We start from the raw sequence: 12,931 nt of genomic DNA, 5'->3' as shown, positions 1-12,931 counted from the left end.
GTCGGTCTTCTCGCACCGGCGCGTGGCGGCGCCGGTGCATCGCTCTCGGTCAGGGAAAGCAGGTTTCAGGCCACCTTGAAGTCGTTCCAGCGTTTGTTCATGTAGGCGGCCTCGTCCATCAGCGTGTTCCAGCACGAGATGTTCTTGACGCGGTCCAGGAACGAGCCGCCGTCACGCTTGGTACCGGCCTTCTCCATCGGCACGCCGTAGGGATCGTTGACCACCTCCGGTGCCGGTTGTCCCTCGTACCAGAACGCCCATTCGGCCGGGGTGAGGAATTTCTTGGCCGTCGAGGGCACCGGGCTGTAATAGCCGTAGCGCGCGACGAAGCCGCCCTGCCAGCCCGAGAGATACCAGTTGAGATATTCGTAGGCCGCATCGAGCTTCTTGCCGGAGAGGTGCTTCATCAGGCCCATGCCGTTGCACCATCCGCGATAGCCTTCCTTGCCGTTCTTGACATTGACCGGCGCGTAGACACAGGGGATCTCCTTCACGCGCACTGCGGCGACCGCCGGCGACCACATCGACTGGATCACCACCTCGCCCGCCGCCATCAGCTGCACCGATTGGTCGAAGGTCGTCCAGGTCGCGCGGAACTGGCCCTGCTTCTTCAGCTCGATCAGCTTGTTGCAGGTGAAGTCGATCTCCTCCTTCGTCATGTTGCCCTTGTTGCCGTACTTGATCAGCCCCGCGCTTTCGAAGCAGAGTGCGGCATCCATGATGCCGATCGCGGGAACGTCGAGGATCGCGGCCTTGCCCTTGAATTTTGGATCGATCAGGTCTTTCCACTCGGTCACTTCGTGGCCGACGAGATCGGGGCGGTAACCGATGGAGTCGGCGTTGTAGACCTGCGGCAGGAACGTCGCCCATTCGGTGACGCCGTCGTTCAGCTCGGTCGCATCAGGCTTCGCAATGTACATGGCTTCGTAAGGCGAGATGCCCTGGCGCGGGATCTTGTGGCCGTCGATCTCGCCCTTGGTGAAGATCGGCAGAATGTTGTCGAACTCCTTGACCTTCTTGACCTGGATGCCCTGGATCACGCCGCGTTTGGCGGCGAGCTTGGCCTGCCAGCCCTCGAGGTCAGCGATATCAACCGTATTAGGCTGGCTTATGAAGCGGTTGATGGCGGCGGAGGTGTCGAGGTTCTGCATCGTCACCTTGAACCCGAGATCCTTGGCGGCCTGATCGCCGATCGCCTTCACCACAGAATAGGACACGCCGACGTGGCGCAGCTCGATGTCCTTGATCTCCTGTGCCCAGATGGTCGGGAAGCCGCGGATAGCGTCCGAGCCTGCGGCTGCGCCTGCAACGGCGGCCGCGCCCTTCAACAGCGTGCGCCGGCTCAGCTTTCTTGTTTCCTCCGGCTTCGCTCCGGCCTGGTTGGCACCAACATTCCCCTTATCCCTGTCAAGCATGGCAACCCTCGTTGGTTACGATGAGCGGCCGCAACGATCTTCAGTGATCCCTGCGGATGTAATCAGTTGCGCTTGAGGCTATTGACGGGTTCCGGCGAAGTAAAATTGGAAGTAAATATTCGCGACATAAGCGCGACTAATGGCTCGGCTCTCTGCATTTCATCCCGGCACGCAGCCCAGGAAGGCGGCAGACAGGCATGCCGGGCGCGGTGAATGTAAATTCTCTCAAGCTTTATCTGCGGATTTCGCCCTGCCCCATCGCAACGACAGCGCAATTTACGCCGGCGCTTACTCCTACTCTCAGCAGCCAAATCACGGAACGGAATTTTGCAAACGATATCGTACGCGTCGTAGCGTGGAGCGCGACCACCCCGAAGTCCGAGAGTTGCCGTCCGCGAAGGTTTGACCTCGCACGTTGAGACGTAGATCGCTCGTTTGGCGCTCGCCTGCCCCGAAGTCTTTGGTCGGACAGCTCCGCAAGCTTCAGTCAAACCTCGGCAATCAAGCAAGATGCGACAAAACACCAGCAGCCGCCTCATCGGTCGCGGCTCGTGCACTCAGCATCGAAGTTCCAGAGCTAGATCGCCAGGAACGTCTCTACGGGGCTATTTCGCGCGATCGCTCTTGTACCGAGGCGATTGCCGACAACGAGGGACAACGACGACTGCTCTTCCGGACAAAAGGGCGCCGGAACGCAAACCGGCAGATGACGCTATCGAGACTCTCGTTGACGTCACGGACGCGATGCCCGTGAAAAGCCATCCAATTCTCGATCCGGCGTACGCCCGAACGTCCAAGACCCGGCTGCGCCAGAAGCTCGGCCCTGGTATGGAGCGACGCAATCTCGAGCAGGTAGTACATGCGCGTCAACGGCTCTCTGCCAACCAGTGCCGCAAGCGGACTGTGAACCAGTATGCCCGCAATTCGCTCTGGCAAATGGCTGGGGCCTTGTTTGAGAACGAAAGCTTTCCTCACGTCAGTCCACCCGAACCTGCAAACATTCCAAAGATCGTTCTAAGAACACCTCTAGCAGAGCCGCTCCACGTTGTCCCAGGGATGCACGCCTCGGTTGATTTCAATTAGACAAGTTCTAGATCGGGCGAGTTCCAGATCGATATCGGAACACGCAGATTGTATCGATCGGACGCCGCGGATGAACGGAGATGAAGCGACTCAAGGCGGAATGCAGATCATTCGCGGGTGCGTTATCAATTTAGCTTGCGAGCGAAACCGTCGTTTGGTCTATCGCAGACAAATCTGACATCTCGTCCAATCAATTGTAGCTGCGATGCTTGTCGGCTTCATGCATTGGGGATTCGGCCGCGCTGCAGGAATCCGCAGGAGATACTCTTGTGGCGGGCCGAGAAACGCTGCGGTTCCGTCTCGGCCTTCGCTACTGGACATTGCAGGAAGCGATCCTCGAGGCGGTGGGCGGCGGCCTTGCGGTTTCACGGCACACATTGATCGTCGATGCGGCTTCTCTCCAGCCGCGCTCGCCGTGCCGGATGCACTCGGTCCGGCCCAGCGATGGCGCATCACCGCCGTCCGCTAGGCGATGAGTTCCCGGCGGGAAATTGTCGAGAGCAGTGACTCCGCGATCTCCTGGGAGCGGACGGCAAGAACCGAGAGCAGCGTATCGGACAAGCCGTGAGACGATTCCGAATAGCCCTGGAGATGGATCTCCGGCCGGAACGCCGGGCTTGTGACGAGCCTGTAGCTGCGATCGAGCACACCATCGCAAATGTAGCGACGGATCGGCTCGAGAAACCCGTGCGGGGTTTCCCTGTCGTACCCAGTTGCAAGGATCACGACGTCATAGTTCGAGCGACGGCTCTCGCCACGGAATTTGTCGACCAGGCCGATCTCGATGCCGTCCGGTCCCGGAACGACGGTCGTAACCTCGCTTCGTGGACGCAATACGACCGCTTCGTCGCCACCGACGCGCTGTTGGTAAAGCAGGCGGTAGAGCTGGTCCAGCAGGTCGGAATCGACCACGGCATAGTTCGTATTCCGGAAGTTGCGGACGATTGCGTCCCGCCGCTCGGCAGGCTGGCCGTAGACAAAGTCGGTATAGTCGGGGTTGAATATCTCGTTGACGAAGGGGCTGCTGTCGGACGGCTTGAGGGCATGCCCGCGGAAGATCAGATCGATCTTCGCCTCGGGACATCTGCCATGGAGGTCGACCGTCACCTCGGTCGCGCTCTGTCCGCCGCCGACGATTGCCACGCGCACCGCCCGGCCGCGCGGAACGACGCGGTCGATCAGGTCGAGATAGCGGCTGGAATGCAGCAGCCTGCTGTCGTCAGCGGCCTTGGCAAATACCTGCGGGACATAGGGCTGCCCTCCCACCGCGACCACGAGATTCCGCGCAAGACGCACGGTCTCTCCGCCGGTGAGCGAGCGTGAATGCACCCGCAACGAGGTCACCGTCTGCCCCGCCGTCACCGGCTCGATGGCAACGATGGTCTCGCCATAAGCGGCCTGCGATTTGAAATGGCTGGCTACCCACTGCAGGTAATCATTGAACTCGATCCGGCTTGGATGGAAGGTCCGGCAGTTGATGAAATCCAGCAAGCGGCCGCGCTTGTGCAGATAGTTCACGAAAGTGAAGGGACTGGTCGGATCGCGCAGGGAGACCAGATCCTTGAGAAACGATATCTGCATGTCGCTGCCTGGGAGCAGCATGCCGCCGTGCCAAGTGAAGTGCGGCTGCTTCTCCACGAACAAGGGCGCGCATTTCAGGCGCGATCGCTTCGCGCACTCGTCCAATGCGATGGCAAGCGCGAGGTTGGAGGGCCCGAATCCGACGCCAATGACGTCGTGCTCGATCGCAAGTTGATGAGACATGAAGCCGCGCTCCGCTCGCGCCCTAGGACGAGACCGCTGGACCGGACGTTGCCGGAAGCCAGAGCCGATCGCCGAAGAAGCGTTCGCGCAACAGCATCACCAGGGTCGCGCGCTTGTGGGGGAAGTCGAAATTCTTGATCTTGGCAAATCCCGAGCGTTCGAGATTGCGAAGCTGCTGGGAATGCGCTGCCGCCGGCTCCCCCACGATCCGCTGCGTACGGCAATCGTCGAGGAACATGTAGTGCATCAGCGAGGGCAGCCACGCGCTGATGTAGCGACGGCCACGAAAGGCGTCCTCGCCCACGACCACGTGCCATCCCCGGTCGTAGTCTCCGGCATCGTAAAAAGGCGCGATGCGATTTTCCTTGGCCCAATAGAGCTCGAAATAGCCGAACGGCTCATCACCGAAGCAGCCTATCAACGGCAGCATATGAGGATCAGCCAGGATGCCGGCCAGATATCGTCGATGCTTGTCGAGATCGCCCGCCTCGTTCCAGAACGCATCGACGCGGGGGTCATTCATCCAGCGATGCAACAAGTGCAGATCATTCTCGAGATCGGCCACGCGAAACGAGATGACCTGCGACAGCCAGGGGATGAACCGGCCATATACTTTTCCTGCCGGCTTTGCGGCGCGCCGCGGATGCCGCCGTCCGTCCGTCATGACGTGGAGTTGCGGAAATGGTGGTCGTGCGGGGTTCACCAGCCAATTGTCCCGTCGCTGCATGACCAGTTCGGGAAGCACCACCATCAGCCCCTCAGACATGATGGCAAGGCCAGTATCCGCCAGTTCCCGTGCGAGCGTCGCGCCATCGGCGATATCCAGAACGAACCGATCAGCGCCCGGCCGCCAAGCGAACAGCGCTTCGGCGGACGCCGATACGGCCCGTGCCGCCAGATGACTGTCCTCCGACGCCTTCAGGAGTTCGACGTGATCGACTTGCTCCCGAAGACGCAGTTCCAACGCCGTTACGTCGTCGGCCACGACGCGAAGGCGATCGCCCTCCTGGAAAACGGTCAGAGCGGAACATGGGCCGACCGGAAACGCACGAGGTCCGGTCCCGGAATCCGAAGCCTTGTTCATCCGGCCCTCGCATCTCGATCATCGTTGACGCGTGGTGTAAATCACTCGCCTACAGGCTGACAAGAAATGCGCGCACACGCAGATTAGATTCTCTACAAATCTGACAACCTGTCACAAGGAGGATCGTTCGTTGTCGTTCGCATGCCACCAAAAGCACCGGCCACTCGCGACAATACGTCTAAAGCGGCGCGTCGGTCGAAACCGTTGAAGCACCCGCGATGTTATCGCCCCTCGCCTCGCTGGCGACGATCTTGCCTTCGCGCAGCCGCACCAGATAATCCGCAACCCCGAAGTAGCGATCATCGTGTGAGATCACGATGATGGTTTTTCCGAGACGCTTCAGATCTGGCAGCAACTCCGTGTAGAAGATGTGCCGGAAGGCCGGATCCTGATCCGCCGCCCACTCGTCGAACACGAGGACAGGTCTTTCCTCGAGCCAGGCATTCATCAGGGCCAATCGCTTGCGCTGTCCCGTCGACAGATCCGTCGTCGTAAACACGCCATTCTCAACCGAGACCTTGTGCGCAACCTCCAAACGCTGAAGATAGCGCTCCGCAGCATCCGGAACCGCGCCAGCTCCACGTAAGAGATCCTCGAACAGGTAGTAGTCGGAGAAAATGGTTGTGAAGAGCTGCCGGTAATCGTCTCGCGTCTCAGTCAGGACGGGCGCGCCATCGCGAAGCACCGCGCCGCCGTGCGGCGCATACAGACCCAGCAGCAGCTTGATGAGGGTCGTCTTTCCGCTTCCGTTCTGCCCCACGATGAAAACGATGTCGCCCTGACGAACGAGCAGATCAACCGGCCCAAGGACAAAGGGAGCACTGCCCGGCACGGCGCGGAACGTATAGGTCACGCCGCGAAGCTCGATGGATTCGATCGTCGTCTTGCCCGGCCCAGTGGGTTCAGCGGCCAGCAGATGGTGCTCGGGGGTCGAGAACTGCTGCGAGAGTTCCGCGATGCGGCTCATCGCGACCTGGGCACGGCCAAGTGCCGGCAGGATACCGATGACCTGATCAATGGGTCCGCGCATGTAGAGCAGCACCAACACGAACCCGCTGGATACCGCGGCCGGGCTGTCGGGCCACAGGAAGGGACGCAGGGTCAGCGCCACGCCGATCACGACAAAAAACAGCATCGTACCGAAGGCCCGCGCCGTGACGAACAGATTGATCGACTTGATCTGCACCGAGCTGATGCGGTCGACGGTTTGCTGGAGTTGCTCGACATAGACGCGCCGACGGCGGACGCGGTTCAGACGCAACTCCTTGGCACCTTCGGCGATCGCACGATATTGCTTGTGCAGCCGATCCTCGCACTCGCGCGCCACATTGAAGCCGTGAACCCCTCGCGTCCTCGCGTAGCCATGCGCCAGCGACCCCAGGATGATGACGGCCCCCGTGATCAGGAACAGTGGCCACGACAACACCGCCAGGTAAACCATGCACCCGAGCGCGATCACGAGCGACACGAAGAAGGATGAAAAGAAGAAGGCAAAATCGCTGATAGTATCGACGTCCTGCGTGAGGACCGGAATCAAACGATGCGTCCGGTAGATTTCCAGCTGATCGATCGGCGCAGCCAGGATCCTGGCGGCCAGCGACTTGCGAAGCTCGGCGATGATCCGCTGTCCGACGTAGTTGGCGCTGATATCGGCGCCGATGGACCCGATCAGGATCAGGAGGCACAGGCCGGCGAATGCGAGAAGCAGCGTGACGACATCGGCCTGCGTGGCGTAGAGCCCTTGATTGACGACCGCAAGCAACGCTGCGACGCTGGCGCCACCAACCAGCCCCAAACCGATGCCGCCGAGCACGAGCGGCCAATAGGGCCGCAGGAGATGCAGGATCTGCGCCGTCAAACCGTTTGGTGAATTCATGACGAGAGCCGCGCTGGATGAGACCTGAAGCGAAACCTTATAGGCAGTCGCCATCAGAATATGCCGTGCCGATGTGATGCGAATACACGATGGCAGCGCCGCACTTCCAGCGCTTATTTTCTCTGCTCTTTCGATGGATTCTAATTTGGGATCGGCAATGCCTTTAATATGATGCGGGTAGTATCGCTTTTGCATCGCAGCCGGCGAGCGAGCAGGATTTTGATCCAGCCGTGCCGGGTCGCGAGATCCGAACATCGAAGCGGACGCAGGCCAGCATCGGGCGGGCCCGATGGAGAATGATTTGGACCCGCTTATCTCCGAAACTCGCATCGTGCTTCCCGATTCCGCCGGCCTTGCTGCGCGGATGGTCGATCATCTCGCCGAGCACGACATCACCTTCGAGGACCGGGACGGCCTCATGGTGGCGAAACTGCCGTTCGGCACCAGTTCCCTTACGGTCGAGGCCGAAGCGCTCAAGATCCGCGTCGAGGCCGACGACAAGGGCAATCTGGAAATGCTGCGCTCGGTCGTTGCCTCGCATGTGATCGAGTTCGCTGGCGACACCACCCCCACCATCGTTTGGACCGGTCATGAATCCAACGGCGGCACGCTGGCAAATTTCCGCGAGGTGCGGCTGAAGGCCGCGATCACCCTGACTCCGCACATGCGGCGGCTAACCTTCACCGGCGACGATATCGCCCGTTTTGTGAATGACGACGACCTTCACGTGCGGCTGTACTTCCCGCCCAGAGGCCTCGCCAAGCCCGAATGGCCGTGGCCCGCCCCGGACGGTCGGATCCTGTGGCCGGAGCCCGACCGCAGGCCCATCACCCGCTACTACACGATCCGCCGCATCGACCTCGAGAGCCGCGAGATCGATATCGACTTCGTGGTCCATGACCACGCCGGACCGGGTTCGGCGTTCGCCGTCAACGCAAAGGCCGGCGCCATTTGCGGCATGGCCGGCCCGCTGGGCCGAGGCATTCGTCCAGCACGCTGGCTGCTGCTGGCAGGCGACGAAACAGCCCTGCCCGCCATCGCGCGAATCCTCGAGACCTTGCCGACGGCGGCATTGGGTGAAGTCTTCATCGAAGTCGCCGATCGGCGCGAGGAAGTTCCGCTGGTCGCGCCGGAAGGCGTGGCGGTCCGCTGGCTGCATCGCGACGGCCATCCGGCGGGAACGACACAGCTCCTGGTCGACGCGGTCAAGGCTGTGCGATGGCCCGACCATCGGGAGGTCTTCGCCTGGGTCGCATGTGAGGCGCAGGCGCTGAAGGCCTTGCGAGATCATTTGCGCGACGATCGAAAGCTCGCGCGGGACCAGCATCTGGCTGTCGCATATTGGAGCCTGCGCCAACCATGACATTCCAACAGGTGCAGACGGGCGAAAGAACGCTCGCCTTGCCGACCGACATCGCTCAGGCCTCACCCGACGCACCCGGCTCCTTGTTCGAGCTCGATCAGGTTGGCTTCGCGGTGGCCGGGCGCGCGTTGCTCGAACCGCTCACCCTGTCCCTTCCCGCGCGCAGCGTCGTCGGGCTGATCGGGCATAACGGCTCAGGAAAATCGACCCTGTTGAAATTGTTGGCACGCCAGCAGCCAAGCTCGTCGGGAACCATTCGTTTCGAGGGCCGCGCGCTGCGCACCTGGAGCGATCGGGACTACGCCCGCAAGGTCGCCTATTTGCCGCAGCAGACGCCGCCCGCCGCGGGCATGCTGGTCAAGGAGCTGGTCGCACTCGGCCGTTATCCCTGGCACGGCGCGCTCGGCCGATTCGGCGATATCGACCGCGACAAGGTCGCAAACGCGATGGCGTTGACCCATATCGAGCCGTTCGCGGACCGGCTGGTCGATACGTTGTCCGGCGGCGAGCGCCAGCGGGTCTGGATCGCCATGTTAGTCGCGCAGGATGCCGAGTGCCTGCTGCTCGACGAGCCGACCTCGGCGCTGGACATCGCCCATCAGATCGAGGTGCTGTCGCTGGTCAAGCAACTCGCACGCGAGCGCAATCTCGGGGTGGTCGTCGTACTCCACGACGTCAACATGGCCGCCCGCTTCTGCGACGAGATCATCGCACTTCATTCCGGAAAGCTGATTGCCCGCGGCACGCCGGACAAGATCATGACGCCGGCCGAGCTCGAGAGCATCTACGGCATCCCGATGGGCGTGATGCCGTCGCCGGATCACGGCCATCTCATCAGCTTCGCGCGGTGAGTGCCGTCAGCCGCGCTGCGGCCTCAGCAGCCAGATCAGATAGGGCCCGGCAAGCATCATGGCGAAAATGCCCGCGGGCATCTGGAACGGAAATATCACCATGCGTCCGGCCCAGTCCGCGGTGACCATCAGGATCGCCCCGATCAACGCCGCCAGCGCCGCCTGATGCAGAGCGCGCTGCGCGCCCATCATCCGCGCCATATGCGGCGCGATGAAGCCGACCAGGCTCAGAAGTCCCACCATCAGCGTCGCCGTTGCCGTAAGTAGCGCCGTCAGCAACATGATGATGATGCGGCTCCTCGCCAGCGAGATGCCGATCGAACGCGAGGTCGCAGGTCCCAGCGGCAGGATGTCGAGCCAGCGCGACAGCATCGGCACCATGATCAGCAGAACGAGCGCCGCGACGGCGAGGATGGCCGCCTCGGCCGGACCGATCTGGTAGAGCGATCCCGTGAGCAGCGACAAGAGCGTGCCGATGCGCGGATCACCGGTCGCCAGCGCCATGGCGATGATCGCACCGAATGCCGCGCTCATGGCGACACCGGCCAGCAACACGCGCTCCGGACTGAACTCGGACCGCCGACTGAACAGCAGCACCAGCGCCAGCACGATGAAGGCCCCGATCCCGGCCGCCCCTATCTGCGCAAGCCGCGTGTGGGCGGGAAAGAGATAGAGCAGAACGATGACACCCATCGCGGCGCCATAGCTGATGCCCATGACCTCCGGCGCCGCCATCGGGTTTCCGGTCATCCGTTGCAGCAGCGTGCCGGCAACCGCAAGCGTCGCGCCTGCTGCCAGCGCCGACACCACGCGCGGCCAGCGCCACGGCCAGAACTCCTGCATGCCGGACAGACCACTCCATCGCCAGCCGTCGGAGCCGACCCCGAGGCCGAGTGCGATCCAGACGGCGAGCAGCAGCAAGGCGAGAGCGAACAGGATCACGCGCCAGGGGTGATCAAGGCGCGGCGGAGCGGATGGCGTGAGGTTCCCCATCGGCATGGCCGCACGCAGCCGCGGCAGCAACAGGAGCAGCATCGGCGCGCCGATCAGAGCCGTCACCGCGCCGGCCGGCATCTCGCGATAGCCGGGCGGGATCAACAGCACGAGTTGATCCGTCAACCACAGCAGCAGTGCGCCGCAAAGAGGCGCCCAGATCAGTCGGTCGCGAAAGCGGCGCGCGCCTGCCAGCGTGACGATGGCCGGGGCTGACAAGCCGACAAACCCCATGACTCCGACTACGCTGACGACCGACGCACTGAGGGCGATGGCGATAACGAGTGCGAAGACGCGGGCTCGCGTCAATCCAAGGCCCAGATTGCGCGCGGTCTCGTCGTCGAAGCCGAGCAAGGTCAGAGGGCGAACCATCACGGCGATCAGGACGATCGAAATCAGGAGACGCGGCGCCAGGAACGTAACGTTGTTCCAGTCCTGCTGATTGAGGAACCCGGCGCCCCAGATGAACAACCCGATCAGATATTCGTGGTTGATCAACACCAGCGCCTGGGTGGTCACGGCGCAATAGTAGCTGACGATCAACCCGGCCAGTACAAGGATGACCGGCGACAGCGCACGTTTCCAGGTCAGACCGAACACGCACAGGAACGCAGCGAATCCGCCGATCAGAGCAATCCACTCCCGGCCGAAGGCCAGCAGTGACGGCGCCCACAGGGTCGTCACAGCCAGCGCAAGATAGGCGCCGTTCAAGACACCGAGAGTGCTCGGCTCCGCAAGCGGATTGCGAAGCACCTGCTGACAGACGGTGCCGGCAAGGCCGAGGGCGGCGCCGGCCAATAGCGCCACCGCGATGCGCGGAAATACGGTGTAGTGCACCAGCATCTGCTGGGGATCAGTGACCTCGGGCCGCCACAGCACGGGCAACCATGCGCTGGCGGGCAGATAACCGGACAGATTGCGCCAGGTCAGCGCGGCCGCAGCCGCCACCAATAGCCCGATCAGCATCGCCGGATGCAGGTCGAAGCCGGACCGGGCCGGCAGCGCATCAGCCTTGCTCATGGCTTTCCCGCGGCAGACGTTCGGCAAGAAGACGGGCAAAACGCTCGGCCGCCGGCACGCCGCCATAGAAGAACTGATTGTCCAGGACCGTCAGCCGGTGCGACCGAAGCGACGGCAGGGTCCGAAGCATCGGGCTCGCCTTCAGCAAGGCCTCGACGTCGGAGACGCGCGAGGTCATCAGCACCAGCCGCGCGTCCGGAACCGCGGCAAGCACTTCGAGCCCCACACTGGTATAGCCCCATGGGCCGCTCTGCCCGGTCCAGGCGTTCTTCAATTCGAACTGATCGAGCACCTCCTGATAGAGGCTGTTCGGACCGAACACGAGCGCGCGGTTGCGCGCGATCTCGCTGACGAGATAGAGTGGCTTGAGACCACGATCTCGGAGCCGCTCACGGTAGCCGGCCATGGCGACATCGAAGCGCGCGAAATAGGCTTCGCAGGCTCCTTGCACCCCGAGACGCATCGCAAGCTCCAGCGTCGAACGGCGTGCCGTGTCGAGAGGATGCCCGCCGGGCCGGAAGATCGTGAACATCTCGACCGGCGCGATCAGCTTGAGCCGCGGGATCGCGGCCGCGATGCTGGGATCGATGATGATAATGTCAGGCGCGAAACTCTGCAGCAGCTCGAGATTGGGCTCCGACCGCAGGCCGATCTCCTGCACGCCGGGCGGGATAGCCGGCTCGACGACAAGCCGACCATAGCGCTCGATCTCCGGAATCACCAACGGCACGACGCCGAGCGCCAGTATCGTCTGGGCACAGGCCCAGCCCAACGCAGCAATTCGGGGGCCGGATGGCGATCCACCGGTCTGGGCAAATGCCATCGGCCCTGCGCCGGAGAGCGCGGCAGCGCCGATTGCCGCACCCGCGCCGAGAAGCGCGCGACGGGACAGCCTGTGGTCTGGGACAAACGTGCTCATGGAATGCAGTTCAGGAGCCCTTGCAGAGAGGCCGGGGGACAACGACGATCATGACATACCGTTGTTCGCGCCGCGTTTCCATATCAAGCCGCGCTATCGCCACCAGCACGAAATGCGCTCGCCAGCGCCTGCCCGATCGCCGCTCGCGCCTTCAAGGCATCGGCCACGACATTCCCCATGCGCAGGAACTCATGGATCATGCCGGGATAGACGCGCAGGTCGACGGCAACGCCGGCCGCGCTGAGCCGTGCAGCATAGTCGCGCCCTTCATCCACCAGGGGATCGCACTCGGCGAGGACGATGAACGCGGGAGCCAGGCCCGACAAATCCTTCGCGGCGAGCGGCGCGAAACGCCAATCGTCGCGATCTGACTCATCGCGGAGATATTGCCGGAAGAACCAATCGACGGTGCTGCGCTCCAGGAGATGGCCGGAACCATATCGCTCATAGGACGCGGAGGTCTGCCGCGAGCTGAGGCCGGGATAGGCGAGAACCTGAAGCACCGGTTGCGGAAGACTTCCGTTTGCCTTCGCCTCGATCGCAATTGCGGCGGCAAGCGTCCC

At 62.6% G+C, this 12,931-nt stretch carries 9 protein-coding genes; 2 read left to right on the top strand and 7 right to left on the bottom strand.

Translation table 11 applies throughout. From position 1 onward, the window contains the following. Positions 1 to 65: 65 nt before the first annotated feature. From AX729_RS02730 to AX729_RS02715, 4 genes are all read right to left on the bottom strand, one after another. Positions 66 to 1,415, bottom strand: coding sequence for an ABC transporter substrate-binding protein (locus AX729_RS02730; protein WP_061020369.1), 1,350 nt, complete (start codon positions 1,413 to 1,415; stop codon positions 66 to 68). Between the two features lie 1,548 nt (positions 1,416 to 2,963). Then, the gene (locus tag AX729_RS02725; protein WP_061020368.1) at positions 2,964 to 4,262 is read right to left on the bottom strand and encodes a lysine N(6)-hydroxylase/L-ornithine N(5)-oxygenase family protein; all 1,299 of its coding nucleotides are present in this window, start codon (positions 4,260 to 4,262) and stop codon (positions 2,964 to 2,966) included. Positions 4,263 to 4,284: 22 nt separating this feature from the next. Further along, positions 4,285 to 5,247, bottom strand: a complete 963-nt coding sequence (locus tag AX729_RS02720) for a GNAT family N-acetyltransferase (protein WP_502686894.1) — start codon at positions 5,245 to 5,247, stop codon at positions 4,285 to 4,287. A gap of 277 nt (positions 5,248 to 5,524) precedes the next feature. Further along, on the bottom strand, positions 5,525 to 7,417 hold the full coding sequence (locus AX729_RS02715; protein WP_349643748.1) for a cyclic peptide export ABC transporter: 1,893 nt from the start codon (positions 7,415 to 7,417) through the stop codon (positions 5,525 to 5,527). Between the two features lie 106 nt (positions 7,418 to 7,523). Here AX729_RS02715 and AX729_RS02710 point away from each other — a divergent pair, with 106 nt between their 5' ends. Together AX729_RS02710 and AX729_RS02705 are read left to right on the top strand one after the other, a co-directional pair. Beyond that, positions 7,524 to 8,585, top strand: a complete 1,062-nt coding sequence (locus AX729_RS02710; protein ID WP_197433519.1) for a siderophore-interacting protein — start codon at positions 7,524 to 7,526, stop codon at positions 8,583 to 8,585. Beyond that, positions 8,582 to 9,436 carry an ATP-binding cassette domain-containing protein gene (locus tag AX729_RS02705; protein WP_082770318.1) on the top strand — a complete coding sequence of 285 codons (855 nt, stop codon included), beginning with the start codon at positions 8,582 to 8,584 and terminating at the stop codon, positions 9,434 to 9,436. The genes AX729_RS02710 and AX729_RS02705 overlap by 4 nt, the downstream gene beginning before the upstream one ends. A 6-nt stretch (positions 9,437 to 9,442) precedes the next feature. Here the strand turns inward: AX729_RS02705 and fhuB are convergent, their stop codons facing one another. From fhuB to AX729_RS02690, 3 genes are all read right to left on the bottom strand, one after another. Beyond that, entirely contained in the window at positions 9,443 to 11,449 is a 2,007-nt protein-coding gene (gene fhuB / locus AX729_RS02700) for a Fe(3+)-hydroxamate ABC transporter permease FhuB (protein WP_061020365.1), read from the bottom strand. After that, positions 11,436 to 12,368: an ABC transporter substrate-binding protein gene (locus AX729_RS02695; protein WP_063817209.1), complete on the bottom strand. Its 933-nt coding sequence runs from the start codon at positions 12,366 to 12,368 to the stop codon at positions 11,436 to 11,438. Before AX729_RS02695 ends, fhuB begins: the two co-directional genes overlap by 14 nt. A gap of 83 nt (positions 12,369 to 12,451) precedes the next feature. Continuing rightward, positions 12,452 to 12,931: alpha/beta hydrolase fold domain-containing protein (locus AX729_RS02690; RefSeq protein WP_156456675.1), on the bottom strand; the 480-nt coding region annotated here is incomplete at its 5' end.

This window comes from Bradyrhizobium sp. CCH5-F6, assembly GCF_001556045.1.
Taxonomy (GTDB): Bacteria; Pseudomonadota; Alphaproteobacteria; order Rhizobiales; family Xanthobacteraceae; genus Bradyrhizobium.
The sequence above is the reverse complement of the archived record's forward strand: the minus strand, read 5'-3'. Positions and strand labels throughout refer to the sequence as shown.

Bases quoted from the DNA above. Each gene is read 5' to 3' on its own strand.
- AX729_RS02715 (WP_349643748.1), bottom strand. From the start codon at position 7,417: ATGCAAAAGCGATACTACCCGCATCATATTAAAGGCATTGCCGATCCC.
- AX729_RS02730 (WP_061020369.1), bottom strand. From the start codon at position 1,415: ATGCTTGACAGGGATAAGGGGAATGTTGGTGCCAACCAGGCCGGAGCG.
- AX729_RS02725 (WP_061020368.1), bottom strand. From the start codon at position 4,262: ATGTCTCATCAACTTGCGATCGAGCACGACGTCATTGGCGTCGGATTC.
- AX729_RS02705 (WP_082770318.1), top strand. From the start codon at position 8,582: ATGACATTCCAACAGGTGCAGACGGGCGAAAGAACGCTCGCCTTGCCG.
- AX729_RS02695 (WP_063817209.1), bottom strand. From the start codon at position 12,368: ATGAGCACGTTTGTCCCAGACCACAGGCTGTCCCGTCGCGCGCTTCTC.
- fhuB (WP_061020365.1), bottom strand. From the start codon at position 11,449: ATGAGCAAGGCTGATGCGCTGCCGGCCCGGTCCGGCTTCGACCTGCAT.